The 26,664-nt window shown below is 58.7% G+C and carries 19 protein-coding genes; 12 read left to right on the top strand and 7 right to left on the bottom strand.

What is annotated here, in order from left to right:
- Window positions 1-18 precede the first annotated feature (18 nt).
- On the bottom strand, window positions 19-1,203 hold the full coding sequence (locus QEH57_RS21835; protein ID WP_309008918.1) for a DNA-binding transcriptional regulator: 1,185 nt from the start codon (window positions 1,201-1,203) through the stop codon (window positions 19-21).
- A 204-nt stretch (window positions 1,204-1,407) separates the two neighbouring features.
- Between QEH57_RS21835 and QEH57_RS21840 the strand changes: the two genes are divergently transcribed.
- The 3 genes from QEH57_RS21840 to QEH57_RS21850 all read left to right on the top strand — a co-directional run bounded on the left by QEH57_RS21840 (window position 1,408) and on the right by QEH57_RS21850 (window position 5,469).
- Window positions 1,408-2,604 (top strand): AGE family epimerase/isomerase, encoded by a 1,197-nt coding sequence (locus tag QEH57_RS21840; protein ID WP_309008919.1) that lies wholly within the window; start codon window positions 1,408-1,410, stop codon window positions 2,602-2,604.
- A 76-nt stretch (window positions 2,605-2,680) separates the two neighbouring features.
- Window positions 2,681-3,904, top strand: coding sequence for a glycosidase (locus tag QEH57_RS21845; protein ID WP_309008920.1), 1,224 nt, complete (start codon window positions 2,681-2,683; stop codon window positions 3,902-3,904).
- A 218-nt stretch (window positions 3,905-4,122) separates the two neighbouring features.
- Window positions 4,123-5,469, top strand: a complete 1,347-nt coding sequence (locus tag QEH57_RS21850; protein ID WP_309008921.1) for an MFS transporter — start codon at window positions 4,123-4,125, stop codon at window positions 5,467-5,469.
- Window positions 5,470-5,681: 212 nt separating this feature from the next.
- Here QEH57_RS21850 and QEH57_RS21855 read toward each other — a convergent pair whose 3' ends face one another.
- The 3 genes from QEH57_RS21855 to QEH57_RS21865 form a co-directional block, all read right to left on the bottom strand.
- Complete coding sequence (locus QEH57_RS21855; RefSeq protein ID WP_309008922.1) at window positions 5,682-7,127, bottom strand: glycoside-pentoside-hexuronide (GPH):cation symporter; 1,446 nt, start codon at window positions 7,125-7,127, stop codon at window positions 5,682-5,684.
- A 245-nt stretch (window positions 7,128-7,372) separates the two neighbouring features.
- Window positions 7,373-10,972 carry an FG-GAP-like repeat-containing protein gene (locus tag QEH57_RS21860; protein ID WP_309008923.1) on the bottom strand — a complete coding sequence of 1,200 codons (3,600 nt, stop codon included), beginning with the start codon at window positions 10,970-10,972 and terminating at the stop codon, window positions 7,373-7,375.
- Between the two features lie 750 nt (window positions 10,973-11,722).
- Window positions 11,723-15,262 carry a TonB-dependent receptor plug domain-containing protein gene (locus tag QEH57_RS21865; RefSeq protein WP_309008924.1) on the bottom strand — a complete coding sequence of 1,180 codons (3,540 nt, stop codon included), beginning with the start codon at window positions 15,260-15,262 and terminating at the stop codon, window positions 11,723-11,725.
- 350 nt (window positions 15,263-15,612) lie between these two features.
- On the opposite strand from QEH57_RS21865, the gene modA reads away from it, so the two are divergent.
- The 7 genes from modA to QEH57_RS21900 all read left to right on the top strand — a co-directional run bounded on the left by modA (window position 15,613) and on the right by QEH57_RS21900 (window position 21,392).
- Window positions 15,613-16,326 (top strand): molybdate ABC transporter substrate-binding protein, encoded by a 714-nt coding sequence (gene modA, locus QEH57_RS21870; protein WP_309008925.1) that lies wholly within the window; start codon window positions 15,613-15,615, stop codon window positions 16,324-16,326.
- Window positions 16,323-17,003 carry a molybdate ABC transporter permease subunit gene (gene modB, locus QEH57_RS21875; RefSeq protein ID WP_309008926.1) on the top strand — a complete coding sequence of 227 codons (681 nt, stop codon included), beginning with the start codon at window positions 16,323-16,325 and terminating at the stop codon, window positions 17,001-17,003. Before modA ends, modB begins: the two co-directional genes overlap by 4 nt.
- Window positions 17,000-18,064: a molybdenum ABC transporter ATP-binding protein gene (gene modC, locus QEH57_RS21880; RefSeq protein WP_309008927.1), complete on the top strand. Its 1,065-nt coding sequence runs from the start codon at window positions 17,000-17,002 to the stop codon at window positions 18,062-18,064. Before modB ends, modC begins: the two co-directional genes overlap by 4 nt.
- Before the next feature lie 139 nt (window positions 18,065-18,203).
- The gene (locus QEH57_RS21885; RefSeq protein WP_309008928.1) at window positions 18,204-18,878 is read left to right on the top strand and encodes a hypothetical protein; all 675 of its coding nucleotides are present in this window, start codon (window positions 18,204-18,206) and stop codon (window positions 18,876-18,878) included.
- 74 nt (window positions 18,879-18,952) lie between these two features.
- Entirely contained in the window at window positions 18,953-19,723 is a 771-nt protein-coding gene (locus tag QEH57_RS21890) for a CPBP family intramembrane glutamic endopeptidase (protein ID WP_309008929.1), read from the top strand.
- Window positions 19,724-19,793: 70 nt separating this feature from the next.
- Complete coding sequence (locus QEH57_RS21895) at window positions 19,794-20,546, top strand: hypothetical protein (RefSeq protein WP_309008930.1); 753 nt, start codon at window positions 19,794-19,796, stop codon at window positions 20,544-20,546.
- A gap of 93 nt (window positions 20,547-20,639) precedes the next feature.
- On the top strand, window positions 20,640-21,392 hold the full coding sequence (locus QEH57_RS21900; protein WP_309008931.1) for a hypothetical protein: 753 nt from the start codon (window positions 20,640-20,642) through the stop codon (window positions 21,390-21,392).
- Window positions 21,393-21,409: 17 nt separating this feature from the next.
- Here QEH57_RS21900 and QEH57_RS21905 read toward each other — a convergent pair whose 3' ends face one another.
- From QEH57_RS21905 to QEH57_RS21915, 3 genes are all read right to left on the bottom strand, one after another.
- Window positions 21,410-22,165, bottom strand: a complete 756-nt coding sequence (locus QEH57_RS21905) for a methyltransferase domain-containing protein (RefSeq protein ID WP_309008932.1) — start codon at window positions 22,163-22,165, stop codon at window positions 21,410-21,412.
- 16 nt (window positions 22,166-22,181) lie between these two features.
- Window positions 22,182-23,135, bottom strand: a complete 954-nt coding sequence (locus tag QEH57_RS21910; RefSeq protein WP_309008933.1) for an RNA methyltransferase — start codon at window positions 23,133-23,135, stop codon at window positions 22,182-22,184.
- A gap of 65 nt (window positions 23,136-23,200) precedes the next feature.
- Complete coding sequence (locus tag QEH57_RS21915; RefSeq protein ID WP_309008934.1) at window positions 23,201-24,238, bottom strand: endo-1,4-beta-xylanase; 1,038 nt, start codon at window positions 24,236-24,238, stop codon at window positions 23,201-23,203.
- A gap of 364 nt (window positions 24,239-24,602) precedes the next feature.
- Between QEH57_RS21915 and QEH57_RS21920 the strand changes: the two genes are divergently transcribed.
- Window positions 24,603-25,382, top strand: a complete 780-nt coding sequence (locus QEH57_RS21920; protein ID WP_309008935.1) for a BON domain-containing protein — start codon at window positions 24,603-24,605, stop codon at window positions 25,380-25,382.
- A 51-nt stretch (window positions 25,383-25,433) separates the two neighbouring features.
- Entirely contained in the window at window positions 25,434-26,600 is a 1,167-nt protein-coding gene (locus QEH57_RS21925; protein WP_309008936.1) for a glycerate kinase, read from the top strand.
- Window positions 26,601-26,664 lie beyond the last annotated feature (64 nt).

A 26,664-nucleotide genomic window follows, 5' to 3' on the forward strand; every position in this document is an offset into this window, starting at 1 on the left:
GGCGACCGCCACCCCAGATTACAAGCCCACCGAAGCCAGCTCCTTGCTCTTCCTCCGGTAGGCGCTGGGAGTCGTGTGTGTCAGCCGTTTGAATACGACGCTCATGTACTCGGGATGCTCGAAGCCGGCCATCTCGGCGATATGGGCCAACGAGTATTCCGTCTCAGTCAACATCTGCTTGATCTGGATGACCTGGGCTTGGCGAATCTCCACCTGTGGCGAGCGGCCCACGTATTGGCGAAACCGCTTTTCCAGCAAGCTGCGAGAAATATGCACCGCCTTGGCGACCTCTTCCACCGTGATCCCCTTGCAAGCCCGTTCCCGGATTAAGTTCAAGGCCTGAGCCACCGCTTGATCCTCCACCGCCATGATGCTGGTCGATCGCCGCGTCACCACCTCCAGCGGATCGATCAAGGTCTCCTCCTTGAAGTCTAGCGGATCGGCGCCCGCGATCATGGCCTCCAAAGCCGCACCCGCGGCTCGGGCGTACTCGGAAACATCGATCGGAATACTGGATACAGACGGAGCGCTCAGCTCGCAGCGGGCGCTGTCGTTGTTCACACCCAAGATAGCAACCTCCTCCGGCACCCGAAAATCCGCCTGCTGGCAAGCGTTCACGATGTGCACCGCCCGCAGATCGTTGCAGGCGAAAACCGCTACCGGCTTCGGCAAGGTCTTCAGCCACCTCGCCATCTCGTCCTCCTCCGCAAACTCCCAAGCGGGCTGGCTTACCCCTGGATAAACAGTCTCGAAGGTGGTGCACTTCTTGCCAGCCAAGGCCAGCCCTTCCACGAAGCCGTCCCGCCGCTCCTCCGACCAACGGTCCCCCTCGAATCCGCAGAACGCGAAATGCCGGAAACCCTTTTCCACGAAATGCTCCGCACCCAAATGCCCCGCCGCCACGTTGTTCGGGCGAAACTTGGGGCAGCCCGCTCGCAGCGAACTGGAGTCCGACAAGTCCACGCAAGCGATCCCCCGCTCCCGGGCCTTGCGAAAGAGCTCGTCGGAATTCTCCTTGCAGATGATCCCGTCCCAGCCCTGGTCCAGCAGCCAGTCCGGATCCTCCGCCCCGCGAGCGAGATCGTCCACGAATACGTGCCAATTCGCGTTGAAGCGTTTGAACTTTGCCAGGCTGTGCAGAAGGTTGAGGTTTTCCTCCAGCCAGCCCCTTAAAACGATAGCTACACGGGGGCGGTCAATCATGGTTCGTACAGGTTCGAAAAGCAGTGGTGACTCCCCTCCCATCCCACAAAAACGTGAATTGAGCAAAGGAAATTTACTCAATTTCTCATTACAATTTAGATTAATTACGGCTATAACGGGACCACAAGCTCACAAGACTCGCCGCAATCGAGCCCTCGCCCGCCAATAAACAAACACTCCGCCGCCCCAGCCCTCCTCCGACCGATGCCCCCTTCCCCTCTCAAGACTTTCCAGCAGGAGCTCCAAGCGGAATTGTTCGAAAACATTCTGCCCTACTGGCCCCGCCTGCGTACCACCGACAGCTTCATCCCTGCGCTCGATTCCCTCAACCAGCCCGTCGCCGAAACGCCGCTGGGCTTGGTCATGGTCTCCCGCCTGCTCTGGACCTACAGCCGCGCCTATTCGCTCTACGGGAAGAAGGAATACCGGAAACTCGCCGACCACGCCAAGCACGTGCTCTGTATAAAGTTTTCCGATACGGAAAACGGCGGCTACTACTGGACCCTCACCCCAGACGGGCAAGCCCTCGAAACCAAGAAGCAATGCTACGGGCAGGCCTTCTGCATCTACGCCTTCTCCGAGCACTACCACGCCACCCGAGAGCAGGACAGCCTCGATCGAGCCTACTCCCTCTTTCGCCTCGTGGAAGCGAAAGCCTGGGACCCAGCCAGCGGCGGCTACTTGGAATCCTTCGAGGCAGACTGGACTCCATTAGCGAAAATGAAGCTCGGCGACGGGGACCTCGAAGCCCCCAAGACGATGAACAACCACCTGCACATCATCGAAGCCTTCGCCAACCTGCAAAAAATATCCCCCTCGCCTGAAGTCGAAGCCGCCTGCCGCCGCACCCTGCAAACCATCGCCGACCGTATCATCCTGCCGGATACTCCACGCTTTGGCCTATTCTACGACAAGGACTGGAAGCTCCTCGACCCAGTCGTTTCGCCCGGCCACGACATCGAAGGCAGCTGGCTCCTGCACGAAGCCGCCACAATCATCGGCGACCCGGAGCAGGAAAAAGAATTCCAGAAACTCGCCCTCGAAATGGCCGAGCAAGTCCTCCGCAGCGGAATCGACCCGCACGACCACGGCGTCCACGACGAATTCCATCCCGGCCAGCCCCCGAACGGCAGCAAGTGCTGGTGGCCTCAGGCCGAAGGAATGGTTGGCTTCTACAATGCGTATCAGCTTTCCGGAGACACCCGCTACCTCGAAGCCTGCCTGCAAACCTGGGAGTATATCAAAAGCGCCTTCATCGACCGAACCAACGGAGAATGGCTTTGGGGACGCCAGGCGGACGGACGCCCCATGGACAAGGAGAAAGCCGGCCCCTGGAAGTCTTCCTACCACAATGGCCGGGCCTGCTTCGAGCTTTTGGAGCGAATTCAACGGGTTAATTAGAACGCCCCCTGTCGCTCCAAGATCCTCCCAGTAAAACGCCCCTCGAACCCATCATAATTATATACCTTTCGAACCAATGAGTACCTACGAAACCCGCCTCAACCAACTCGTCGAAGCCCAAGAAGCTTTGCTCGCCCAGCCTAACGCGCCCGTCGAGCCCGGCAACGGAATCTTCCACCGCTACCAAAACCCGGTCCTCACCGAAAAGCACGCCCCTCTCTTCTGGTCCTACGACCTCAACCCCGAGACCAACCCGCACCTCATGGAGCGCATCGGCGTGCACTGCGCCTTCAACGCCGGCGCCATCCAGCTCGCCGGCACGTTCTACGTCGTAGCCCGCGTCGAAGGAAACGACCGCAAGTCCTTCTTCGCCATCGCCGAAAGCCCCAACGGGGTCGATAACTTCCGCTTCTGGGACCACCCCGTCACCCTGCCGGAGACAGAGGTGCCCGACACCAACGTCTACGACATGCGACTCACCCAGCACCAAGACGGCTGGATCTACGGACTCTTCTGCACCGAGCGCAAGGATCCCAACGCCGCCCCCTTCGACCTCTCCTCCGCGGTCGCCCAATGCGGCATCGCCCGCACCAAGGACCTCAAGACCTGGGAGCGCCTGCCCGACCTGAAAACTCCCTCCGCCCAGCAGCGAAACGTCGTGCTCCACCCCGAGTTCGTCGACGGCAAGTACGCCCTCTACACCCGCCCCCAAGACGGCTTCATCGACGCCGGCTCCGGCGGCGGCATCGGCTGGGGGCTTTGCGAGGATATGGCCAACGCGGTGGTGGAAAAGGAAACCATCATCGATTCCCGCGCCTACCACACTATCAAGGAAGTGAAGAACGGCCAAGGCGACGCCCCCATCAAGACGCCCCAAGGCTGGCTGCACATCGCCCACGGCGTGCGCGGCTGCGCCAGCGGCCTGCGCTACGTAATCTACGCCTTCATGACTTCGCTGGAAGATCCCAGCAAGCTCACCCACTCGCCCGGCGGCTTCCTCATCGCCCCCGAAGGCGATGAGCTGGTGGGCGACGTCATGAACGTCGCCTTCACCAACGGAACTATCGTCACCGAATCCGGCGATGTCTACATCTACTACGCCTCCAGCGACACCCGCTTGCACGTGGCCACTTCCACGGTAGAGAAGCTCGTCGACTACGTCACCCACACGCCCGCCGACCCGCTCTACAGCGCCAAGTGCGTCGCCCAGCGCAACGAGCTCATCGACAAGAACCTCGCCTTCATGGCCAAGGCCTCGAGCCCCCTCATCGATCGCATCCACGCGCTGCGAGCCAAGTGAACCCCGTTCGTATTCATTTTATCCACACAAAAGGCGCCGGTGCGAAGCGGACGCCTTTTTCCGTAGGCTCCCAAAGGCTCCGCCTTCGATTTCCTGAAGGGATTCAACAACCAGAATTGTTAACCTAACACCGTCTCCGATCACCCTCACCCCTTACCACAAAAAGAAAACATATGCAGACCAGCCCCGAATCTTCGCACAAAGCGCCACCTTTGAAGATGGTAGAGAAACTCGGATTCGCCTCCGGAGACTTAGCATCCTGTCTCTACTTCGGCGTCTTCATGAATTTCCTGCCGATCTTCTACACCGACGTATTCGGGTTATCCGCTGCCGCACTCGGCACCATGATCCTCGTCACCCGCACCTGGGACTGGATCAACGACCCGATCATGGGAATGATCGCCGACCGCACCAAGAGCCGGATGGGCAAGTTCCGCCCGTGGCTCCTCTGGGTCCTTCCCTTTTGGGCGATCCTCGGCGTGCTCACCTTCACCACCTTCGACCTAAGCCCCACCGGCAAGCTCATCTACGCCTACAGCACCTACACCCTCCTAATGATGGCCTACACCGCCATCAACGTTCCCTACTCCGCCCTCATGGGCGTGATGACGCCGCGATCCGACCAGCGCACCATCCTTTCCTCCTTCCGCTTCCTCGGAGCCTTCGCCGGCGTCTTCATCGTAAGCACCACTCTCCAACACCTCGTCAAGTTCTTCGGCGACGGCGACGAGCAATTTGGATACACCGCTACCATCGCCGTATTCGCAACGGCATCCTCGCTCCTTTTCATCACGACCTTCGTCACCACCAAGGAACGCGTCGCCCCGCCCAAGAACCAAAAGTCGTCCATCCTCAAGGACCTCGGAGCCGCTGCCAAAAACGGACCTTGGCGGGCCCTTATCCTCATCAGCGTGATGACCATCCTCTGGATCGCCATCCGCGGTGGCGCCACCATCCACTTCTTCAAATACGTCTCCGGCAACGAACTATGGGGCGGAACCTTCCTCGCCGTCGGCAGCGCCGTCCAACTCGTAGGCGTCATGCTAACCAAGCAGTTCACCCAAGTGTTCGGCGGCAAAAAGAAGACCTTCATCTCCGTAACGCTCATCAATGCCGTCTTCCTCTTCACCTTCTACTTCATCCCCACCGACAATTTCTACCTGATCATGGGGCACCAAGCGATCAGCGCCTTCATGACGGCTCCCTTGATGGCCTTGTTCTGGTCGATGATCGCCGACAGCGCCGACTACGGGCAATGGAAGCTCGGCCAACGTACGACCGGCCTCATCTTCTCCACCGGAACCTCCTCCATGAAGATCGGTTGGTCGATCGGCCCAGCCATTTCCATGTACCTGCTCACCTACTTCGGCTACCAGGCCAACGTCGACCAATCCCCGGAAACCGTCGAAGGCCTCAAGCTCATCATGTCCTTCATCCCCGCAGGCGTCGCCGTGCTCGCCGCCGGATCCGTTCTCTTCTACCGCATCGACGCCAAAATGGAGAAGGAAATGGAAGCCGCCATCGCTGCCGAAGCCAAGGCCGACGCGGAGATGCCGACCTGCTAGGCAGCAAGCAACGCCAACAGACTTACGAAATCCCCGCTCCATCAGAGCGGGGACTTTTCGTATCCAAATACAAGCGACAGTTCTCCTCGAAGAAGACGAAGTGACTTCAGCGAACAGCGGTTGGGGCTGCTCCTCCGCATTCGGCGACCACGAAAAAAGGCGCCCGCGATCGCAGGCGCCCTCCTTAAAAACGAGCGGAACGCCGCCGGCGACTAGCTCTCGACCGTGCCTTCCGCTTCCTTGCGGGTAAGGAGTTCGTTCTCCATCTGCAGCTCCATCTTCCGGTTGATTCCATAGGTCAGCACCACCAAAGCCGCAATCGCCGCCAAGCCAGCCGGGAAGAAGGACATCATCAGCCGAAGCCCCTCGATCGTCCGCTCCGACTGCAAAACGTTGTCCTGATAACCATAGTAGCTCAGCGAATAAGCCGCCAGCGCCGGGCCCACCGCCCAGCCTAGCTTCATGGAAAAGGTCCCGGCCGAAAACGTCAGTCCGGTGAAACGGCGACCGAACTTCCACTCGGAATAGTCCGCCGTATCCGCGATCATCGACCAGAACAAAGGCATCAAGGGTCCCGTGATAATCGACAAGCTAATCCCAATCGTAAACATCAGCGTCACGTCCCCCGGTCCGCAGAGAAAGAACCCGGTTCCCAAGATGGCGCTTAGAACCGTCAACGAGAAGAAGGCGTTCTTTTTGCCGCGGAACAAGTCGGTAAAGTGCTTGGTGAAGTAGACCCCTGCGATGGTGCCCACCGATCCGAGCACGTTGTACCAAGTGGCCAACTTGGTGAACCGCGCGTCGCTCTCCATGTCCGCCACCACGTAGTACTTGAAGTAATACAGCTGAGCCGCGTCGCGCATGGCGATCCACATGACCGTACCGATTCCCACGAAGATCAAGGCCACCCAAGGCTTGTTCTTGAACAGCTGAGCGAAGTCCTTCTTGAGGTCCATCTCCTGCCCCTTGGGAGGCTGTACCCGCTCCTTGGTGCCTGCGAAGGTGGCTAGGAAAAGAAAGGAGGCGCAAATCCCATAGATGACCATCGACAAGATGTAGCCCTGCTGGGTCTGCGTCCCGTCCTCGCTGCCGCCCAGCCCTACGACCAGATAAAGGATCGTCGCCTGCACCACCAGGTTCGCCGAAAACGAACCGTAGAAGCGAAACGAGGACAGCACCGTTCGCTCCGCGGAGTGAGGCGTCATCACGCCCATCAAAGCGCCGTAAGGAATGTTGATCGCCGTGTAGCCCAACATCGCCAGCGAGTAGGTCGCGTAAACATAGACGATGGTCCAAGTGTCATCCAGCTCCGGCACCGTGAAGATGAGCACCCCACTCACCGCAAAGGGCAGGATCATCCAACGCAGCCACGGACGGAACTTCCCGTGCGGCGATTCGGTACGGTCACAGATCACGCCCATCAACGGATCCGTAAACGCGTCGAAGACGCGCGTCACCCACAGCATGGTCCCGATGATGGCCGCCTCGATTCCTATGATATCGGTGTAGAAGAACATCAGGAAGGAGGAGAATACCTTGAAGTAGAACACCGACGCCATATCACCGGCGGCATAGGCGAAGTTCTCCTTCATCGTGATGATCTTCTCAGGAACATGCGTCGCTCCTGAACTGCTGGAACCGTTTTGGATTGAGCTCATAACATTGGCGAAGCGATCGGATCGAGGATGCGAATCCGCGCTTCAGATTGGGGTCTCTACATTGGGTCAAATACAGTCCGAAGCGCGATGTTCGCCCGAACTGCGGGAAGCCAGAACCCTTTCAGAGCCCTCCCCACAAGGCAAGCCACAGTAGCGGACAGTATTCGAAAACCGATTACAATTATATAAGAGTTCAGGGAACGAGCTGAATCCCGCCCCCAAAAACCTGGGCAGCAGTCCGACTATCAGTTCGATCCGCGCCAAACCTGAGATCTCACGCTCAAGACAAGCGGCCCCGCCCCTTCGACCGGCTCCAGCTCGAAACGATAAACTCCAGATTCCAAGGCAACCGAGACCGCAGCGTCCTTATCGTGCAGGACCTTATCCTGGGAATCGCGCAAAACCAGGACCTCCGCTTGCGATGAAACATCGTTCGCACGCCAGTCCCCATTAGCTCCGACCTGCGTTTCGCTTCCGTTCTCAGCAAGAGCAAAAACACGGATCCGAGTGTCTCGGATTCCCATGCCTAAGCTGGCGCCTTCGCCCCAACAAAGAACCAGGGCCGGCTCTTCCACCTCGATTTCGACCTCCACGGAAAGCGTTTCGCCCTCTTGCAGGTCCGCATGGAAATCAGCGCCCAACAACGGCCCGACCCCTGCCATTCCGATACGATCGGAAGCAAGCACCCCTTGCTCTTCTCGACTCGGAAAAACCAGGTAAACCCCATCCTCTTCCTTGTAGCTCTCATCGTCGAAGCCAAAAATGCCCCGAACCCGTAAAGGCATGCCTTCCGAATCGAAACGCGTCAAGGTACTCGCCTCCCCATTGCGCAGCGTCGCCACGTGGCGGATCTCCTTTATCAACCCCGAGAAGCCGGAGTTCGCATGCCTCTGGTTATGGGCGCGCAAAAAGGCCTCGACTCCCACCCGCGCGCCTAACGTGCGACCGATGAAATCGTCCGCCGCAACATGGATACCTCCATAGAGACGCGACACCCCTGCCTGGTCAGCGGCATCGTAGTAGGTCGCCCATTGAAGCGTTACATCGTCGCTTGGACCGTATTCAAATTCCAAGAACTCGCCCTTGGGAAAATGAAACTCTCCCATTCCCCCCGGAAAGAACGGGCTCCCCGTCAAAAGCGTCATGACCTCTGCCCCCGTCCGGCTAAAGGTGCTATGCCCCGAAACATAAGCCGCAAACGCTGGAGTCACAAAGGTCCCGCGCTGATAGGGAAACCAATCCTCTGCAAGGATCCATTCAACTCCACCGAAATCGTTGCGCGAATCTTCCGGCTCACCAGCCCATGCAAAAACCGCGATCTTGCCAAGGTCATCCGCCAGATGCGCATGCCGCTCCCCCTCCGCGGAACTGGCTTCCGTAACGACCTCAATCAATCCGGGCTCCAGCACGATCCCTTGCGGATGGTAGGACAAGCCATCCGGATCCGAAGACTGCCCCAGTCCCGCCAAGGCGCGGATCATGGAGATCGGCCGCGAGTAGTCGTATTGAGCCTTCAAAGTCCATGCCGCAACCGCTGCGTCGTGCATCCCGCCATTGAGAGCGAGATAAGCCCGTACATCCCACTCGAGCTCCGACAATTCCTCGCCCTTCCCCATGTAACGACGCTCGAAACCTTCCATTTCCGTCACTTCGTTGTGCAGGGTATTCCAATGCCCCGGAGGCGTTTCAGAAGCCGGACCATCAGCCCAGTACTCGGCTAAGATTCGTCCATAATCCGCCAGCTTCACCCAGTTCGCTTCATAGGCCTCGTTCGTCGCCGGATTAACAGCTCGCCCCACTCCATCGTTGCTAGCCAAGGGATTGTTCAAACGCGTCCCAGGCGAAATATCGATGAGCGTATCGTCAGACGGGTCCAGATAAGAAGAGTATCGCAAAACCTCCACCGCAGCTGCGACGAATTCGTCATGCGTGTCCGTTCCCCACAAGGGCGGCGGCCCCGGATCGAAGGCGATCGTATTCGCAGAAGTCTTACGCATCGCAAAGGTCTCAACCTCCCGCCAACTCACACCTAAAAAACTCTGCACCAAGGTTCCGAGAGGTATCCCATTCTGGGATACGGCATAGTCAAAGGCGAGCGGTTGCCAACGATTGATGTCCACCATCTGAGTACCCGGCAAATCGAGGACGAGCGGATCGTTCACCGCCTCGTAACCATTCGTATCCGCGTAGTCGTTCAGTTCATTGGCCCCATCGTCGAAGTTTTCGTCCAAAACGCCCTTGCCGATTCGATTTCCAACTGCCGCAGCGCTCATGCCTTCCAAAGACAAGTTATCAGGGTCGTACCCCAGCCGTTCCATCAACCACCTAAACCCGAACAAAGATCGCTCTGCGCCTGGACTATCCTTGTATCGCTGATTCAGTACGGTAAACGCCGCATGGCTAATGGCCTCCCGCTGAGCGGCCAGACGCTCTCCTCCCCAATGCTCCGGCAAGACGTCCTCGCGGTGAAACATGGGTTTCGCGTTCGTCCAAGCCTCTTCCTCATAAGCCCAAAAAGCATCCCACATCGCCGCGGAAACATGGTACAGGTTTCGCCCATGCTTCGTCGGATTCGGAAAATCCTTGCGGATCGCATCGAGCATAAACTCGTTCCAGACTCGAGCGACAGAGCGCCCATCAAGATCCAGGTCCAAGTCCACGACTGCCGCTGAGCTGTAAACGCTGCCCTGGCTGTTGGTGACCTTCGCTCGGTATTCGCCAGCGTCATACGGCGTCAGTTTCTTAACGTGGAATTCAAAGCCATGCCCACCAGGAATCGCTTCTCCATCCTTCTCCCACGTCACTACCGGAGCAGGATCCCCGCTCGCCTCAACTGCTATCCTCAACGCGTCACCCACGTAAAAGCGTCCCCCCACTGGATCGCGTTCCACCTTAGGGATTCCGAGAGCAACGACTGGCTCGAGGATTTCGAGCACCTGATTGACCGCCACATTCTCCAAGGTCTGCCTCGTACCGGACGGCCAAGTCACTTCGATCGAATCCACCTTGCTCGCTCCCCCCAGCCCAAAATGCAAATAGGGCTCACGCTGTCCGAGGTAAGCGTTGCTGGGATTGTAGAGCTGCGTCTGTATTCGTTCACCTGCGGCAACCTTCACAATACAACCATATCCATCCCGATTCGAAGAAGTCCCCTCGAACGAGATCCTCAGATAATTATTTCCGTTACCCGAAGCATCGTTTCGGTACAGGATCGGATGATCCCCGGAATTCGTTATAAAGAGATCTTCGTCACCATCCTCTTCGTAATCAAAAACGACTACAGCCTTCCCCAACTTTCGATCAACCAAACCTGCAGCAACCGTTCTATTGAAAAAACGACCATCGGATTGGTTAATAAAAAGAGTGGTCGGATCGTCGACGGCGTCGACATATGGGTTCGTAAGCGGATTTAGCCCGGCAGAGACAATGGATCCATTGGTAACGACGAGATCCGAATCACCATCGTTGTCGTACTCAAAAAACGAGGTTCCCCACCCCCAACCGGTTCGCGATACGCCAGCCTCAGCAGCTACTTCCCTAAACGTTCGATTTCCTAGATACTTATAAAGTTTATTCCCTGTGTGCGTTCCGTCCCGATTGATCGAGAATTGATCGAGAATGGAGCTAACGAAAACATCGAGCTTTCCGTCTTGGTCATAATCGACGATCGCGACCCCCATACCATTTTCATCCAAACCCATGTTAGACTCATCGGTCGATTCCGTAAACGTCCCGTCTCCATTGTTCCAATACATCTTACTTGTGCCAAAATCCGACACAAGCACGAGGTCAGGCCACCCGTCCCCATCCAAGTCACCCCATCCACTGGCAAACCCAAAGTGCATGCTCCCCTTGCCTGGTTGCGTAAGGCCTGCTTGCTCAGTGACATTTTCGAAATGCGCAGGCTGGTCCGCACCCCTGTTTCGTAGGAGTACAGAGTGCTTATCGTTATCATCGTTGCTGCGCACACCCCATTCAGAAACATACACGTCCAGATAGCCATCGAGATCGAAGTCTACAATGCCCACGCTGTATCCCCGGTGCGGCTCTAGCGTCGTTTCTACGGCAGCTCCTCGAACAACGGCTTCTTCCGCAAATACCCCGGTGCCGTCATTGATAAATAGATAAAATCGGTTCCCCAGTCTCGGAGATACAAACAGATCCGCGTCACCATCATTGTCGAAGTCCCCCGAGCCAAAACCACCCACGTTCAGTATGTTTCCTAGGCCGCGGGAAGCCCCTTCCTCGGTAAATGTCCCATTGCCCTTGTTCACAAAAAGCAAGGGAGTCTTTTCGTCCCTAGCCACCAAAATATCCGTGAACCCATCGCCATTTACATCGACTGCCGCTGCCCCGCCGTGCTTGGTACTCTTCGAATCTGCTTGTACGTAATCGAGGCCAGATCCGAGCGTACGATCGCTAAACTCAGCCATCGCCCAATTCGGGGACAGGAGGAGGTATCCTAAAAGGACAAAAAACGAATAAAGTAAGAAGAAACGGTTCATGGCGCTAGGCCGAAGCAGACTTTCCAAAACGATAAAACGGCGCCCGTTAAGGCGCCGTTAGATAAAACAATACTACTAATCGCTCAAGTTCTAGAACGAGAAGGTATTAGCAAGCACCCAGGTCCTTTGCGGAGCGATACGAGATGTCGCGGCCGAACCGTCTACGCTAACAGTGACCGGGATCAGCTCCTTGTCCGCTGTCACGTTGCTTACGTTGAGCTGGATCTTCCAGTCGACGCTGTCGGAAAGCTTGACCGTGTAGTTAGCCCAAAGGTCGAGCGACGTCTGGGATGGTCCCATGTAGGGGTTGCTGATGTCGTACAATTCGTCGCCGATTTCGAGTCCGAACTCCTCGATCGCTTCGGTAGCTGTCGTGCCGGGGTACCCGATTGCAACCTCGTCCTGCCAACGAATCGCGCCACCGACATTGAGTCCCGCCAAGCGGCCCTCGCGGAAGCTGTAGTTGGTGATCAAGTTTGCTCTCCATTCGCGAAGCTCGGGAACCTGCGATCGATTAATAAGAACCCCTGCAAGATAGTTTGCATAGAACTCGCTTCCGTACTTGTAACGAAGGGTCTCCGGATCCGACGACTCACCGTTATACAGCTTCAAGTCGCCATAGGGGCCCTTGTACAGTTCCCAGCGCTCTTTCACGTAATTCGCGTAGGAGCTTGCAATATTGAAGCGTTGGGCATTGATCTTAGCCGCATTGAACATGATGTTCCAGTTGTCCGTCGGCTGGTAGAAAAGCTCAATCTCAGTACCTTTGGATACGAAATCACTGGTAACGGCGAAACTTGCCGGCTCACCTGCCCATGCATTGGCTTGGTCCGGGCCACCCCAAGTGTCATCGCCTGTAAGCGCGTCCCAATTCTGTCCCCAGAATTCTTCGATCGCCTTACTGGGGCGATTAGCCGGATCGAACACAGCGGCGAGCGCTGCCTCTTGGCGATTGTAGGCAGCCTGAACTGCAGCCGCCTGGGCCTCGGGTGATAGACCTGCCCGATCTTGCGCCCAACTGGTACCGTCAAACTCGCCGGGGTTCGGCTCGTAGCGGAGAACCTCAATCTCAGGATTGATCAAAGGATTCGTTGTCGCGTCGAATGGAGCAGTCGGATCCATCAAAGCGTAGTTTTCGGTGAAGCCATGGACGCCTTTTTGCGTTTGCAAACCACCCCAACGAACCAAGCCCTCTCCAAATCCAATCATGTAGGAATTTCCAAACGAGGAGTCAGACAAGGTAGCGTTCTTAACGTTCGTTTCGTACCGGTTGATCTTGAGGTGCAACCGGCTGTCCGCAGATGCGATAGTGAGGCCGAACTCTTCGGTATCGCCAATCTGGTTGGGTACCGCAACACCGTCGATGCCACGACGGCTCGCATCGGGCGAGAAATTCTCCGAGTTCGCATAGGACAAGCTCAGCTTCGTACCTCCCAAAGCGTCGGATACGGACTGAGGAGCATGCCAAACCAGACTCATGGTCGAGGTGGTTTCGCTTACCGAATTGAAGGTCGCTCCATTGGTGCTGTTAGCTGCATCCGAAGCGCTTGTCGGCAGGTCCCAGTTGTTAGCGTACGGTAGCACTGACCCCGCTCGCGATCCCGCCGGAGCAGAGCCGGCGTTCAGCGCATCAGAGGAATCCTTACGCACTGCGAACATGGGGACAAGGGTATCGTTGAACAACCAGCTTTGCCAGATGAGGGCAGACGACTCAATATCATCCCTCGACTTCGTGGCGCGCTTGTAGAGCTCCGCCAAATCCCCGTTATCATAGCTGATAATAGAGAAGGGAGTGTTCACTCCTGCGCTTGTCTCAATCGTCAGCTGCGTATCATGCGGAACAAGACGATGCTGGATCGGAGGAATGTACGCGCCTGATGCAGAACTCCTTCCCGACAGGTCACCGCTCAAGTAGACTACGTTCGACAAATAGCGGGCCGCGCCGTCGATCGATCCTGTGCCAATACCGTCGGCTACACTACGAACCCAAGTCGTATCCAGCTTGTTGATCTCTTGCTTTGAATAGAGACCCGTAAACAGGTGGCGACCGAGGAATCCTAGAGATTCATTGCCAGAATCCCGGAAATCGTATTCATAGAATCCGGTTACGCGGAAAGAATCTCTATCAGTGCTATCGTTGTGGTTGTTTTGAGTTTCACCACCCGCAATCGCTCTTCCCGCATTCGGATTAATGCCGCCATCTGGATAATGCGATACGATATCAACCGAGATAGACTGTCCCCAATTATCCATGATATTCACCTGGCCATCCGTATAGTCCTGGTTATCGAAACCAACTTCCAGGCCGAGAGCATCGTCCATCCAAGTGTGCGAATAGGTGATATTATAAGCCTCCCACTCCTGCCACTCACGCTTGTTGTCGCCATCAAGCATGTTATTATAGAAGTCAAAGATGGTCGGATCCGAAAGCGTTTTGCTCTTATAACCCCCGATACTCGAGTACGGAAGCCCCACCTTCGCAGCAGCATCGCTCGCGTCGTCAATTCCGAGATAATTAACTCCGTCCACCGCTGCCATCTTGTAGTAAGAGGGCGTTCCCGCTCCATCGTAGAAAGCAACTGGCCCATTGAAGATACGGCCGAGGACTTCATTGCCGATGTATTGGCTTCCTGGCTCTCCCGAATTGGCGAATGCCATGAGCTCCGGAGAGGTGAAGGTCTGCTTAGCGAGACCCGTATTAGCAGAATTAAACCAAGGAGTTATACGGTCAATCGGCGGCAATACGCGCGGCCGGTTCGCCATGATATCTCCCTCTTCGTAGTTGGCTGTGAACCTGCCACGAGAGGAATCCGCGCTCAAGAACTCGGGAGCCCACTGAGCGGACAAGTAGATACGGCTATTTTCTTCGAACGCTTGTTTTTGGCGGAAGCCCTTTTCGGACTCGAGGGCCGCAAAACGCACCGCCAACTGATCCTCGATCAGAACATGGTTCAAATCAACCGTAGCGCGCCAAGTTCCGTCATTGCCGAAATCGATACCAACGGAACCTTCATTTGCGAAATTCGCTGTTTTTAGTCCGGCATTGATAACGCCCGCTGGACTCCCCAAACCAAAGAGAACGGAGTTCGGACCGCGCTGAATATCGATGCGATTAACGTTGAAAGAATCCCAAGGAATATCCGTAGCGTAGAAGCCGCGCGTGCTATCCGCAGCAGCCAAGCCACGCACACGATTCGCGGCGCTAGGATTCTTGCGTTGGCTATCAGTATCGACGCGCCCACCGTCTCCACCTCCCGCGAAATTACCAGCGGAACCACCCACCTCCGTGCCGAGGGTGTAAAGTAGCAGCGACTCGTTGTCAGTAGATCCGGTATCCTCAAGAAACTCCTCAGTCACAACAGAGATCGCTGTCCCAATGTCCTTAAGGTCAGTTCGGATACGAGTACCGGCAAGCGTCGAAGTCGCCCGGTATCCCGATTCCTCTCCACCTTGAACGGTGAAGGGCGAAAGGTTATAAACATCCTCATCCTCTTCTTGGGCGGAAACAAGAGGAGCAACTAGAAGTGCCGCGCCCAAAGCGATTGCTCCGGATGCAGATCTAGGACGTGCATATCTGCTTATTAGTTTGATCGATTTATTCATAGGGTAGTGTGAATCTAGATTCACCATTAGGGTTGTGGTCTGCCAGCCCTCCTCGAGGGCCTGCAAATTATATGAATTGCAACAAGGGATTCCGTAATTGAATTGTCGCTACAAACGAAAGAGTTGGGGTCGCCTGGAAAATTCGATCGGGCAAACGATCTCGATACGATGGGAGTCAAATGGATTTATGGGGGATTTCAGAGGAGAACCCTAGTCCCCTGCCATACCCTTCACATTTTTTTCATTAGTAACACTACGACTGAACTTAGGCTCGGAATCCCTCTAAAACGGTTCTCCTTCACCTGAATCGAAGTACCTCTCGACTCTCCTCGCAACTTGCTCTTGCCCGATCTATAAGGCATGGCAACAGTACCCAAATGTACCGCATCCTTCTCGCCCTCTTCGCCGCATGGGCTCTCTGCTCGCCCCTTCTAGGGAAGAGCTCGCTGAGGATCGCCGTCGCCTCGAACTTCCATCCAACCCTCGTCCAAATCGCCGCCGCTTACCAAGAAAGCCATCCGGACACCGAACTCACCCTCATCCCCGGATCCAGCGGCAAACTTTACGCCCAGATCGCCAACGGGGCCACCTTCGACGCCTTCTTCTCGGCCGACTCGGAACGCCCCCAGAAGCTCGAAAACGCTGGGATCGCCCTCGCCGACACCCGCTTCACCTTCGCCCTCGGCATCCTCGCCTTCTGGCAACCGGGATCCCCTGCCGCCGACCTTTCCAAAACCCAAACCCTCGCCCTCGCCAACCCCAAGCTAGCCCCCTTCGGCCTCGCCGCCACGCAAGCCCGCGACTCCCTCCCCTTTCCCCCGCACCGCAGCGTCACCGCCTCCAGCGTCTCCCAAGCCTTCACCTTCGCCCAAAGCGGCGCTGCCGATTCCGCCTTCGTATCCTACTCCCAACTACGCCAGCTCGAGATTCCTGCAGCCGAATACATCTTGATCGATCCCGAACGCTACGCCCCTATCGAACAGCAAGCCATCGCCTTAAAAGCGAGCCACCAGCTACTCGAGTTCCTCGCCTACTGCCAAAGCCCCGAAGCGCAAGCCACCATCGCCGCAGCCGGCTACCGAGTCCCATGAACGTATCCGATATCTGGATTCCCCTCGCCCTCACCCTGAAGCTGGCCGCCGTCACCACCGTCCTGCTCCTGCTGCTCTGCGCCCCTCTGGCCTGGTGGCTAGCCCACACCCGCTCCCGCGTCCGCCCCCTTTTCGAGGCTGTCCTCTCCCTGCCCATCGTGCTCCCGCCCAGCGTCCTCGGCTTCTACCTGCTCGTCGCCCTTTCCCCCACCGGCCCCATCGGCAAACTCTCAGAAGCCCTAGGCGGCCCAGCCCTCGTCTTTTCCTTCACCGGACTCGTCATCGGTTCCCTCATCTACTCCCTGCCCTTCGTCGCCCAGCCCCTGCAAAACGCCTTCTCCGCCCTCCCCCGAGATCAGCTCGAAGCAGCCAGCACCCTCGGAGCCTCCCCCGTCGACCGCTTCTTCAGCATCGCCCTCCCGCAAGCCAAGCGCGGCATCCTCTCCGCCGCCGTGCTCGGCTTCGCCCACACCCTTGGCGAATTCGGGGTCGTGCTCATGATCGGCGGCAGCATCCCGGGCGAAACCCGCACCCTCTCCATCGCTATCTACGAAAGCGTGGAAATGCTCGACTACGGCCAAGCCCATCTCCTCGCCGGCACCGTCCTGCTGATCAGCTTCCTGCTGCTCGTATTCATCTACACCCTCAACCGGGCCAGCAGCCCCTTCAAGCGATGAAAGTCAGCTTCGACCTCCAGCTGCAAAAAGGCGCCTTCTCCCTCGCCGCCAAGGCCGACCTTCCGGCCGACTCCGTCACCACCATCGTCGGCCACTCCGGTGCCGGCAAGTCAACCTTGCTCCGCTGCCTGGCTGGACTCGAAAAGGGCGCCCGCGGCGCCATCCAGGTCGGGGAAGAAGCCTGGCTGGAAAACGGCCGCAGCCTTCCGCCCCACCTGCGCAGGATCGGCTACGTCTTCCAGCATGCCGCGCTCTTCGAGCACCTCAGCGTCTCCCAAAACCTACGCTACGCCCGCCAGCGAGCCCTCGACTCCGACCTCTTCACCCTCGAGGAAATCGCCCAAGCCACCCGCATCCAGCACCTGCTCGAACGCGCCCCCGCCACCCTCTCGGGAGGAGAGCGCCAGCGCGTCGCCATCGCCCGAGCCATCGCCTCCAACCCTCAAATCCTCTTCCTCGACGAACCCCTCTCCGCCGTTGACGAAACCGCTCGCAACCAGCTCGCCCACGAGCTCGAGCAAATCTTCCGCAGCTTCCAAATCCCCGCCCTCTACGTTACCCACAACCTCGCCGAAGCCGCCCGCCTCAGCTCCCACGCCCTCCGCCTTGAAAGCGGACGCGTCACCGCCAACGCCGCGACCCGACAAGTCCTCGCCCCTACCGACCTCCACGACGGCAGCGATCCCTTCTCCATCCTGGAAATTCGCGCCCGCCGCGACCTCGCCGAGGAAGCTCTCACCGAGCTCGACACCGCGATCGGTCCCCTGCTCGTTTCCACCTCCAGCATTCCCCGCAACCTGCCCCAGCGAATCCTCGTGCGCGCCCGCGACGTCGGCCTCAGCCTCGACCCGCTTCCCGCCACCAGCTTCCTCAACCAAATCCCCGCCAGCATCCACGCCCTCCACGAGCACTCCGCCAGCCAAGTCCTAGCCCAACTCTCCTGCCAAGGGGGAACCCTCTACGCCCTCGTAACCCGACGCTCCGCCCAAAAGCTGCTGCTGGCTCCCGGCCATCCCGTCCACGCCCTCATCAAAAGCGTCACACTCCAAGCCGAAGCTTGAAGCCCCCACCCTCATCTGTAAAAGTCGCCCCCCAATAGGGAACCAATCCCTCCCCCAACCCTTCTAAATGGAGAAGCGCTATCGACTTTTGCCTTCCTCTCTCCACACTCACTCCTAAATAACACCCAGTAATACAGTTATGAAATTACGAATCACACTCGCAACACTCTCTATCGCCGGTTTCATGGCGCTCGGCGGCTGCTCCAAAGGCCCCGACCCTGAAACGCTCGCCGAACTCGAAGCCGCCAAGGCCGCCGTCGCGGAAAGCCAAGCCCGCGCCGAAGCGGAAGCCAAGCGCGCCGCAGCCCTAGCCGAAGCCAACGAGCTCGCCAAGCAAGCGGCCGAAAAAGCCGCGGAAGCCGAAGCGGCCCGCCGCGCCGAGCTGGCCGCCCAAGTCGAGCGCGACAAGGCCGAAAAGGCCCGCCTCGCCGGTCTCGTGCAAAACCTGAATTCCCAGGCGGAAGCCAACACCAAGACCAAGGCAGAGCTGGAAGCCCAACTCGCCAAGGCCAAGGCCGAGCGCGAAGCCGCCGCCAAGGCAGCAGAAGCCAAGGTCAAGGAGGCCCAAGCTAAAATCGCCGCCGTCGAAGCGAGCAAGGCAGCCGAAATCCAAGCCGCCCGCGAAGCCGCGATCGCCGAAGCCACCGCCCAGATGGAAGCTCGCGCCAAAGCGAGCGGACGCACCGCGCCTACCGAACTGGTCACCGACCGCCGCAAGGAAAGCGTCAGCGCCTTCCTCGCCGTCGAAATCCCCGAGCGCAACTTCCGCAACAACACCCGACGCCACGCCCAACGCATCGAAGCGGGCGAGTAAGCGCAGGGCATTCCCCTCGAAACTTTCCAGAATGCGCGGACTAAAGTCCGCGCATTCTTTATGCCAACAGCCTCATGAAAGAGCCGCTCGAGCTGAGCCGACCCTGGCGCCGCCTCTTCCCCACCCCCCTCTCCCTAGTCCTCGTACTCTTCGTAGTCCTGACCGGATTTCGCGCCTACGGCTACTTCGGCAGCGACCTCCTCCAAGGACCGCCCATCATGATCGGCTTCGTGCTGATGTGGTTCGTCCCGCTCGTTTTCCTCACCCGCTACGGACGCGAGCAAATCGGCCTGCACCAGCCGTTCTCCTACCGGTGGCTGCTCCTCGGCATCCTGCTCGGAGCCGCAGCCGCCGCGTTCTGCTACCTGCTCGGCCTCCTGCTCTACGGCAAGAGCGACCAACATTGGTTCGTAAGCGTCGCCTACGCCTTCCAGACCGACGAACGCATCGCCCAGCTCCCGCGGCACATCGCCTTCATCGCCTTCACCGTTCCCGCCATGCTGGCCAGCCCCATCGGCGAAGAGATCTTCTTTCGCGGCGTCACCGAGGAAGCCAACCGCGACCGCCTATCGGGCCGAGGCGCCGCCTGCTTCGCAGCCGCCCTCTTCGCCCTCGCCCACCTCATCCACCATGGAATCTACCGCGGGCAAAACGGCATCGAAGTCATGCCCGTTTCCGGAGCAATCTGGTTCGCCCTCATGTTCGCCACCAGCCTCCTCTTCAGCTACCTCCGCCGAAAAGGGCAATCCATCTGGACCGCCATCGCCGCCCACGCCGCCTTCAACCTCGTCATGAACGTCACTATCTTCTACTCCCTCTTCGTCTCCACCCCCAGAACCCACTAAAAGAAGTTGCTGAAATCTCGCGCTTCTACTAACCTCCCGCCTCCCCCCAACCCCTATCAATAAAAAGACGATGAATCGCTCGCTACTGAAAACCATCAGCCTCTGCTGCGTCGCATTCGCAGCATCCGTCCTAAACGCAGCCCCTAGCACCCTGGCCACCAAGATCGTTATCGAGTCGGTCGCCGCCAAGGATTTCCCCTCCGACGCTCCCTGCTTCATCGTCTACCCCGAAGGCGAAGCCTTCCAAGTCCTCAAGGACTCGGGAGCAACTGCCAACATTGAAAAAGCGATTTCCAAGATGGGCTACACCATCGTCGAGAAAGACAGCGACGCCATCGTCTACATCCGAGTCGGCTTCACCCAGCACGAGCCCTACTCGCGCGAAATCGAAATCAAGCAACGCGAGCAGATCGACTACTCCAACTCCGCCAGCGCCACCAACTACGCAGCCACCCTCAACAACGGCCGCTACACGCAGCTAGCCAACCCCACCTCCCAGGAAAACGCGACCGATCCCAGCTCCATCCTCGGCCCCAACGGCGAAGTCATCCAAATGAACGAGCAAAAGGAAAAGGGCACCGTGATCACCGAAGGCGAACGGCAAAAGCTCGAGACCACCATCTACCCCATGAGCTTCCAAGTTTCCGCCTGGACCTTCTCCAAGGACGAAACCGGCGTGCATCCCCACCAGCTCTGGGGAGTGCTCGCGTCCTACAACAACCTGCGCGACGAGGAACCCCACCCGCAGCTGCTCGACATCAGCAAGGCCGCCGCCCGCTACTTCGGCAAGCAGCTCAAGAAAGAAAAGCGCGTCGTCCGCTAGGCAAGCGCCCAGCCTGATTCGCGGCCCATCGACTTTGGTTGATAAATCCGCGTTTGCCCGTACCTTTTAAGCGTTCAGCTGAAGAGGTACCCCATGAAAACGACAGTCACACTCATCTTCGCAGCCCTGTTCCTGCTCGCGGCCACCGCGACCGCTCAGGTCGCCAACAAGTTTAAGACCAAGATCGTGGTCGAGGCCGTCGCGATTGAGAACTACCCCCAAAGCGCCCCCGCCTTCGTCATCTACCCCGTAGGCGAAAATCTGGAAATCCTACGGCAATCGGAAGCTATTCCCCCCTTGGAAAAGGCCCTCGAAAAGCTCGGTTACTCCCTCGTCAAAGAAGAGTCCCAAGCCGCCGTCTTCATCCGCGTAGCCTACAGCGAACTGGAACCCTACGCCACCGACATCCAATACCGAAACCGCCCCACCCTCGACTACTCGAACTCCCCCTCCACCGCCAACTACGCCGCCATGATCGGCGGCGGTCGCTACAAGCAACTGGCCAACCCCACCAGGAACCGGGAGCAAAACAACGTGGAAGCCATCCTCGGCCCCAATGGCGAACCCATGAATCTCGCCGATCAGGAAGATCGCCAAACCAAGATCATCAAGTCCAAGGAAGAAACCCTCTCCGCCACCATCTACCCCATTTCGCTCGAAGTCTCAGCCTGGAAAATCGACCAAGACCAGCTGGAGCTCCCGCCCGAACAGCTCTGGGCCGTACGCGCCTCCTACAACAACCTGCGCGACGAAGAAACCCAGCCCCAGCTCTTCGACCTCGGCAAGACCGTCAACCGCTTCCTCGGAAAGAACCTCAAAAAGGAAAAGCTGGTCTCCCGAAAATAAGGGGAGCAACCCAATACCTACTCGGCGGACCCCAGCTGCAGGCTCATGCTGATCCCGCCGCGCCAGCGCCCGGGCAGCCACCGCGAAATGCGATCGCACACCCGATCGAAACGCTTCCCGTCCACCAAGTTACTATCCAGCCACAGCCCTTCCACCTGCAAGCCGCAGCCCAGGGCGTATCGCTTCAAGTCCGCCACCGTCAGCTCCCGAAAATGTCCGGGATTTCCGCGATCCAGACGGATCAGCTCGTAAGGATTGCGGCCCGACAAAAGCCGTAGCCGCTTCTTCAGGGCCGCCGCGTTCGGCGTCTGCACCAAGATTCGCCCGCCCGGACGCAAGAGCTGCTTCAAGCAATTCAGAACCTGCTCGGGCGAAGTGTAGAGGTGCTCGATCACCTCCGCGAAAACGATCAGGTCGTACCCATCCCCCTCCGGCGACGGCCATTTCTCCGGATAGTAGGCATCGTTCAGATCCATCTCGATATGCCGAGAACCCTCTCCAGCCGAGAAACGATGATCGTAAAAGCCAAGCGTATCCACTTGTGAATACGGAAGCAAGGCCTTCAGCAAAACCGTCTGGAAAGAGTTCCCCACGTCTAGCAAGCGATAGTCGCTGCTCTCCGGTGCCGTGCGACAGGAGAATTCCGCCAGCCACGCGAAGCGCTTGCGATGCAAGCTCCAGTAGCGGGCTGCCTCCGCATCCAAGGTAGAAGCGAAGCGGTCGACCTCCGCCAAGGCTTCGCCTATCCCGCTCTGGTCGTTCCCTTCGCCCACCGTATCTGAAAAGCAATTACGCCTCCACCAGGTACTTCTGCAAAAGCAGAGCCGCCTCCATAGCCACGTCGAGCCGGTCGATGGCTCCGCTGCCGGGAATCCCGACCAAGGCCGCGCATTCCTGCTTCGTCGAATCGAGCAAGCCGCTCTCCTCGTTGCCGATCACGATCGCCACCGGCTTGTCGATGTCCTCCTCCGGACAGATCGCCATGTGCTCGGGCAAAGGCAGCCCCTCCAAGTCCACGCCGATCACGAAGTGCGTCTTGCGCACCCCCTTCAGGAAACTGGGCACGTTGTCCACCAACCGAAGGTCAACCATATCCAATCCGCCGCGAGCCGCCCGGTAGGCGACCTCGTTGGGACGAGCCTGCTTGCGCGACGCAGCGATCAGGAACTTCTCCACCCCGAAGTAGGCCGAGGCGCGAGCCAAACGCCCGAGGTTCTCCGGACTCTGCACCCCGTCGAGGATGAGAAGCGGCATGCCTTCCTTCGCCCAAAACTCAGCCGCCTTGGTCGTCGCCACTTCCGGCTGCCGGCGCCGCGCGATCGCCACCACGCCGCCGTGATGGGTCGTTCCCGCCTGGCGAGTCAGCTCGTCGAACTCCACTTGGTTGTAAGGCTTCTTCTCGCCGGCCAAAAACTTGCAGATCTCGCCAAACATGGGCGCCAGCTCCGCGTCGAAGTACAGGCGCTCCACGATGAACGGCTTGCAGTGAAAAAGGCTGCCCACCGCATGCACGCCGCAGACCGGCTCCAGCCACTGGTCGCCCTGGGCCGTGCGGATCACTTCCGGCTTGGGCGCCTCCCGCTTGGCCGGCGGACGACCTCCGCGCTGCGGACGATCCTTCGAACGCCCCTCAGGACGCTTCCCCGGACCACGGCTCTTCTTGAAGTCACGACGCTCGCTCGGACCGCGACTCTCGCTCGGCCCCTTGCGTCCCCAAGGTGAATCTGACTGCTCCTTTTTCAACGAGCTAGAAACACACGCGTTCCTGATCGCTTAGCAAGGCGAAAGCGGAACGAGCCGAGACTCGCCTACTTGACCAGCTCGACCAGAGCGTGGAAGGCTTGCTTCGGCTGGTAATTCCGGTCGAAAAGCAGCGGATAATCGGTGCGGCCCGCCATCGGCCAAGAGTTTCTCCAACTCGAACCGTCCTCCACTCCCCAGAAAGTCACTCGTGAGATCGTTTCGCTATGACGCAAAAAGAGCTCGAACAGACGGGAATAGCCGTCGGCAAGCTCCTTGCCCACCTCCGCAGGCAGGCCCGCCGCATATGGGTTAAACTCCTCCTGGAGTTCGAAATCCAAACTGATATCAGCGCCCATCTTCTCCTGGTCGGGAAACGGAAGCACCGAGATATCGAGCTCCGTAAACATGACCTGCAGCCCCGTTTCCTTCACGGCCAAGATGCTCGCTTCCAGATTTCCCAGATCCGGACCGCCTAGGCCATAATGCCCCTGGAAGCCGACGCCGTCGATCCGCACGCCCTTTTCCAGCAAAGCCTTGACCATGCTCATCACCCCAGAGCGCTTGGCGGCTTTGAACATATTGTAATCGTTGTAATAAAGCTCAGCCTCGGGATCGGCCGCCGCCGCGTAGCGAAAAGCCTGCTCGATGTAGTCCGGACCAATGATCTCGAACCACTTGGATTTCCGCCAAGAGCCGTCTTCCTCGAAGGCCTCGTTAACCACGTCCCAGCCTTGGACACGCCCCTTGTACCGTCCCACTACCGTCTCGATGTGATGCTTCAAGCGACTCAACAAAAGCTCGCGGGACGCGGGCTTCCCGTTCTCGTCCTCGAAAACCCATGCGGGCGTTTGCTGGTGCCAGAGCAGAGTGTGCCCGACCACGAAAATGCCGTTCTCTTCGCTGAACGCAACCAGCGCGTCCGCCGACCGAAAATCGAACTGCCCCGGCTCCGGCTGGATCTGCTCCCACTTCATGTCGTTCTCCGCCGTGAGCGTATTGAACTGGGCCGCCACCAAGGCCTGCCCCTCCGCGTCCGTTCCCATGATGTGCCCCGTATTCACCGCCGCCCCGATCATGAAATGCTCGGAGTAACGGTCTTTCAAACTTGCCGACTCCGACGAGCAACCCGCGGAGGAAATCAAAATTACGCCGCTAACGATCGAAGCGACAAAAGAAGAAAGCAGTTTTCTTGAAGGTGTCATAAGAGGGGCGGAGCTACGGATCGCTTCGCGAAGAAACGAATCAGGATAGAAAAATAAATCGAAGGGCCCAACCATCGGGCCAAAGCGGCCCACCCGCAATATTGAGCGCTCACATTAGCCGCGCTAACGATAGACCTAGCCCGCTCCCGAGACGGATCTTGCCGGAACCGTCCTACAAATATTCTGACACAGAGAGGAAGGGATTGAACAAGCGCCGCACTTCGGCGATTTTGGCAATTACGGCAATCCTGCACCGCCCTCCCTAATGAAAACCTTCTTTCTCGCTCTCATTCTTGGCATCTTTATCGGCTCGATCGTCACCAACTACTTCGCCGACCCGCAAGCCTACCAGCACCTGAAGGAAGCAAAAGCGCGCCTCTTCGAAGAAGACGCCGCCCCCGAAGCCGAAACCAGCCTAGCCGACACCAGCGCCACCTCCGAACCCGCCCAATTCCAAGTCGGCAGCGGAGACCTCGCAGCGAAGCGAGCCGCCGAGGAAGAAGAAAGCGCAAAACCGCTGCCGCTGCCCAAGCCTTCAACCAAAGCGAAAGCAGAACCCGAAGCGAAAGCAGACCCCAAAGCGAAAGCTGAACCCGAAGCGGAAACGCCCACCGCCCCAGAGGGCGACGCAGTCGAAACGGCCCCCGAGACCGAGTCCCCTTCCGCGCCCGAAACGTCCACCCAGGAAAGCGACTCTAGCCAAGAAAGCGCTCCCAAATCCCGCTCCGAAGCAATCATCGAAGAAGGAACGAAAAAGGCGGAGGAAATCGCTAAAAGCGTATCCGAAAAGGCCAAGGAAGTGGCCGAAGACGCCAAGCCGCTGCTCGAGGACGGGATCGACCTCACCATCGCCGCCGCCATCCGAGCCCAATACAAGCTCGAGCGCGGCATCGACTCCGACGCCATCGCCCTTTCCGTAAAAGACAAGATCGTCACCCTCTCCGGCACCGTCGCATCGGAAGCCGCCAAGCAGCGGGCCATCGAAATCGCCGTCTTCACCAAAGGCGTGCACGGCGTGGAAGAGACTTTGAGCATCGCCGAATAAAGCGGGCCACTTGGAACGGGGCCTGCTCCCCAAGAGACCACTGCCTCTTCCATGAAAAACGCCCTCATCGCTTTCGATAAGTTCAAAGACGCCCTCACCGCCCACCAAGCCTGCGAGGCAGCTGCCTCCGCCCTCGCCCAGGCGCAACCGAGCTGGCAAATCGCCACCTCCCCCCTCGCCGACGGCGGGGACGGATTTTGCGACACCCTCACTCGCCTCTGCGACGGCGAGTTCCTTGACTGCCAAGTCCGCGGTCCCCTCGGGCAAACGACGACTGCCCGCTACGGGCTGGTCGAAACCGCTCGGATTTCAGCTGCCGCCGCCCAGCGCCTGGCCCTCCCAGACTCGCTGCAAACCCTCGCCATCGTCGAATTCGCCCAATCCAGCGGCATCGCCCTCGTCCCCCAAGAGCAACGCTCTCCCTGGACAACGACCAGCTACGGGCTCGGCCAGACCATCGCCCACGCCCAAGAACGCGGAGCCCAAGCCATCCTCGTCGGACTCGGCGGCTCCGCCACCAACGACCTCGCTCTCGGAGCCCTGCAAGCCCTCGGATACCGCTTCCTCGACAGCCAAGGCCAAGACATCGATACCTGCGCAGCGCCTGAAACCTGGCAGCAGATCGCCCGTATCCAAGCTCCGGATGCGCGCTTCGACCTTCCGCTCCGCATCGCTTGCGACGTCGAAAACCCGCTCCTGGGGGAGAATGGAGCGACCGCCGTCTTCGGCCCCCAAAAAGGACTCAAGCCTGAGGACTTCCCGACCTTGGAAGCCGAAATGAAACGCCTCGCCGCACTCCTTTGCCACGCCACCGACGCCGACCTGTCCACCATGGCCACGCCCGGCAGCGGAGCAGCAGGAGGAGCCGCCTTCGGACTCATGCTGGGGCTCGGAGGACAATTGGTCCAGGGCGCCGAACTCGTTTTCGACTGGTCGGACCTCCACTCGAAGCTGGACGCAGCCGATTTAGTCATCACCGGCGAAGGCCGCTTCGACGCCTCTTCCCTGCAAGGAAAGGGCCCCGGCTCCCTCGCCACCCTTTGCCTCGACCGAAATAAGGAACTATTGGTGCTCGCCGGCAGTCTAGGAACTCTGCCCAACTCCGAGCTCGCGTCCAAGGCCCGCGCCATTACGCCGCCCGGAACGCCCCTGCCACAAGCGATCGCGGAAACCGAAAGCAACATCCGGGCCGCCATCGCCCAGGAGCTCTCTCCGTAAAGCCTGCGCAAAGCGTCAATATTCAGCAAAAGCGAGCCCGCCCAATCAAGGCACGCCCCCAATC

It is taken from the genome of Pelagicoccus sp. SDUM812005, from assembly GCF_031127875.1.
In the GTDB taxonomy this organism is placed as follows: Bacteria; Verrucomicrobiota; Verrucomicrobiia; order Opitutales; family Opitutaceae; genus Pelagicoccus.

What these genes read in the sequence shown, in the direction of transcription:
- QEH57_RS21835 (WP_309008918.1), bottom strand. Translation starts at nt 1,203, where the DNA reads ATGATTGACCGCCCCCGTGTAGCTATCGTTTTAAGGGGCTGGCTGGAG.
- QEH57_RS21840 (WP_309008919.1), top strand. Translation starts at nt 1,408, where the DNA reads ATGCCCCCTTCCCCTCTCAAGACTTTCCAGCAGGAGCTCCAAGCGGAA.
- QEH57_RS21845 (WP_309008920.1), top strand. Translation starts at nt 2,681, where the DNA reads ATGAGTACCTACGAAACCCGCCTCAACCAACTCGTCGAAGCCCAAGAA.
- QEH57_RS21850 (WP_309008921.1), top strand. Translation starts at nt 4,123, where the DNA reads ATGGTAGAGAAACTCGGATTCGCCTCCGGAGACTTAGCATCCTGTCTC.
- QEH57_RS21855 (WP_309008922.1), bottom strand. Translation starts at nt 7,127, where the DNA reads ATGAGCTCAATCCAAAACGGTTCCAGCAGTTCAGGAGCGACGCATGTT.
- QEH57_RS21860 (WP_309008923.1), bottom strand. Translation starts at nt 10,972, where the DNA reads ATGCACTTTGGGTTTGCCAGTGGATGGGGTGACTTGGATGGGGACGGG.
- QEH57_RS21865 (WP_309008924.1), bottom strand. Translation starts at nt 15,262, where the DNA reads ATGGTGAATCTAGATTCACACTACCCTATGAATAAATCGATCAAACTA.
- modA (WP_309008925.1), top strand. Translation starts at nt 15,613, where the DNA reads ATGTACCGCATCCTTCTCGCCCTCTTCGCCGCATGGGCTCTCTGCTCG.
- modB (WP_309008926.1), top strand. Translation starts at nt 16,323, where the DNA reads ATGAACGTATCCGATATCTGGATTCCCCTCGCCCTCACCCTGAAGCTG.
- modC (WP_309008927.1), top strand. Translation starts at nt 17,000, where the DNA reads ATGAAAGTCAGCTTCGACCTCCAGCTGCAAAAAGGCGCCTTCTCCCTC.
- QEH57_RS21885 (WP_309008928.1), top strand. Translation starts at nt 18,204, where the DNA reads ATGAAATTACGAATCACACTCGCAACACTCTCTATCGCCGGTTTCATG.
- QEH57_RS21890 (WP_309008929.1), top strand. Translation starts at nt 18,953, where the DNA reads ATGAAAGAGCCGCTCGAGCTGAGCCGACCCTGGCGCCGCCTCTTCCCC.
- QEH57_RS21895 (WP_309008930.1), top strand. Translation starts at nt 19,794, where the DNA reads ATGAATCGCTCGCTACTGAAAACCATCAGCCTCTGCTGCGTCGCATTC.
- QEH57_RS21900 (WP_309008931.1), top strand. Translation starts at nt 20,640, where the DNA reads ATGAAAACGACAGTCACACTCATCTTCGCAGCCCTGTTCCTGCTCGCG.
- QEH57_RS21920 (WP_309008935.1), top strand. Translation starts at nt 24,603, where the DNA reads ATGAAAACCTTCTTTCTCGCTCTCATTCTTGGCATCTTTATCGGCTCG.
- QEH57_RS21925 (WP_309008936.1), top strand. Translation starts at nt 25,434, where the DNA reads ATGAAAAACGCCCTCATCGCTTTCGATAAGTTCAAAGACGCCCTCACC.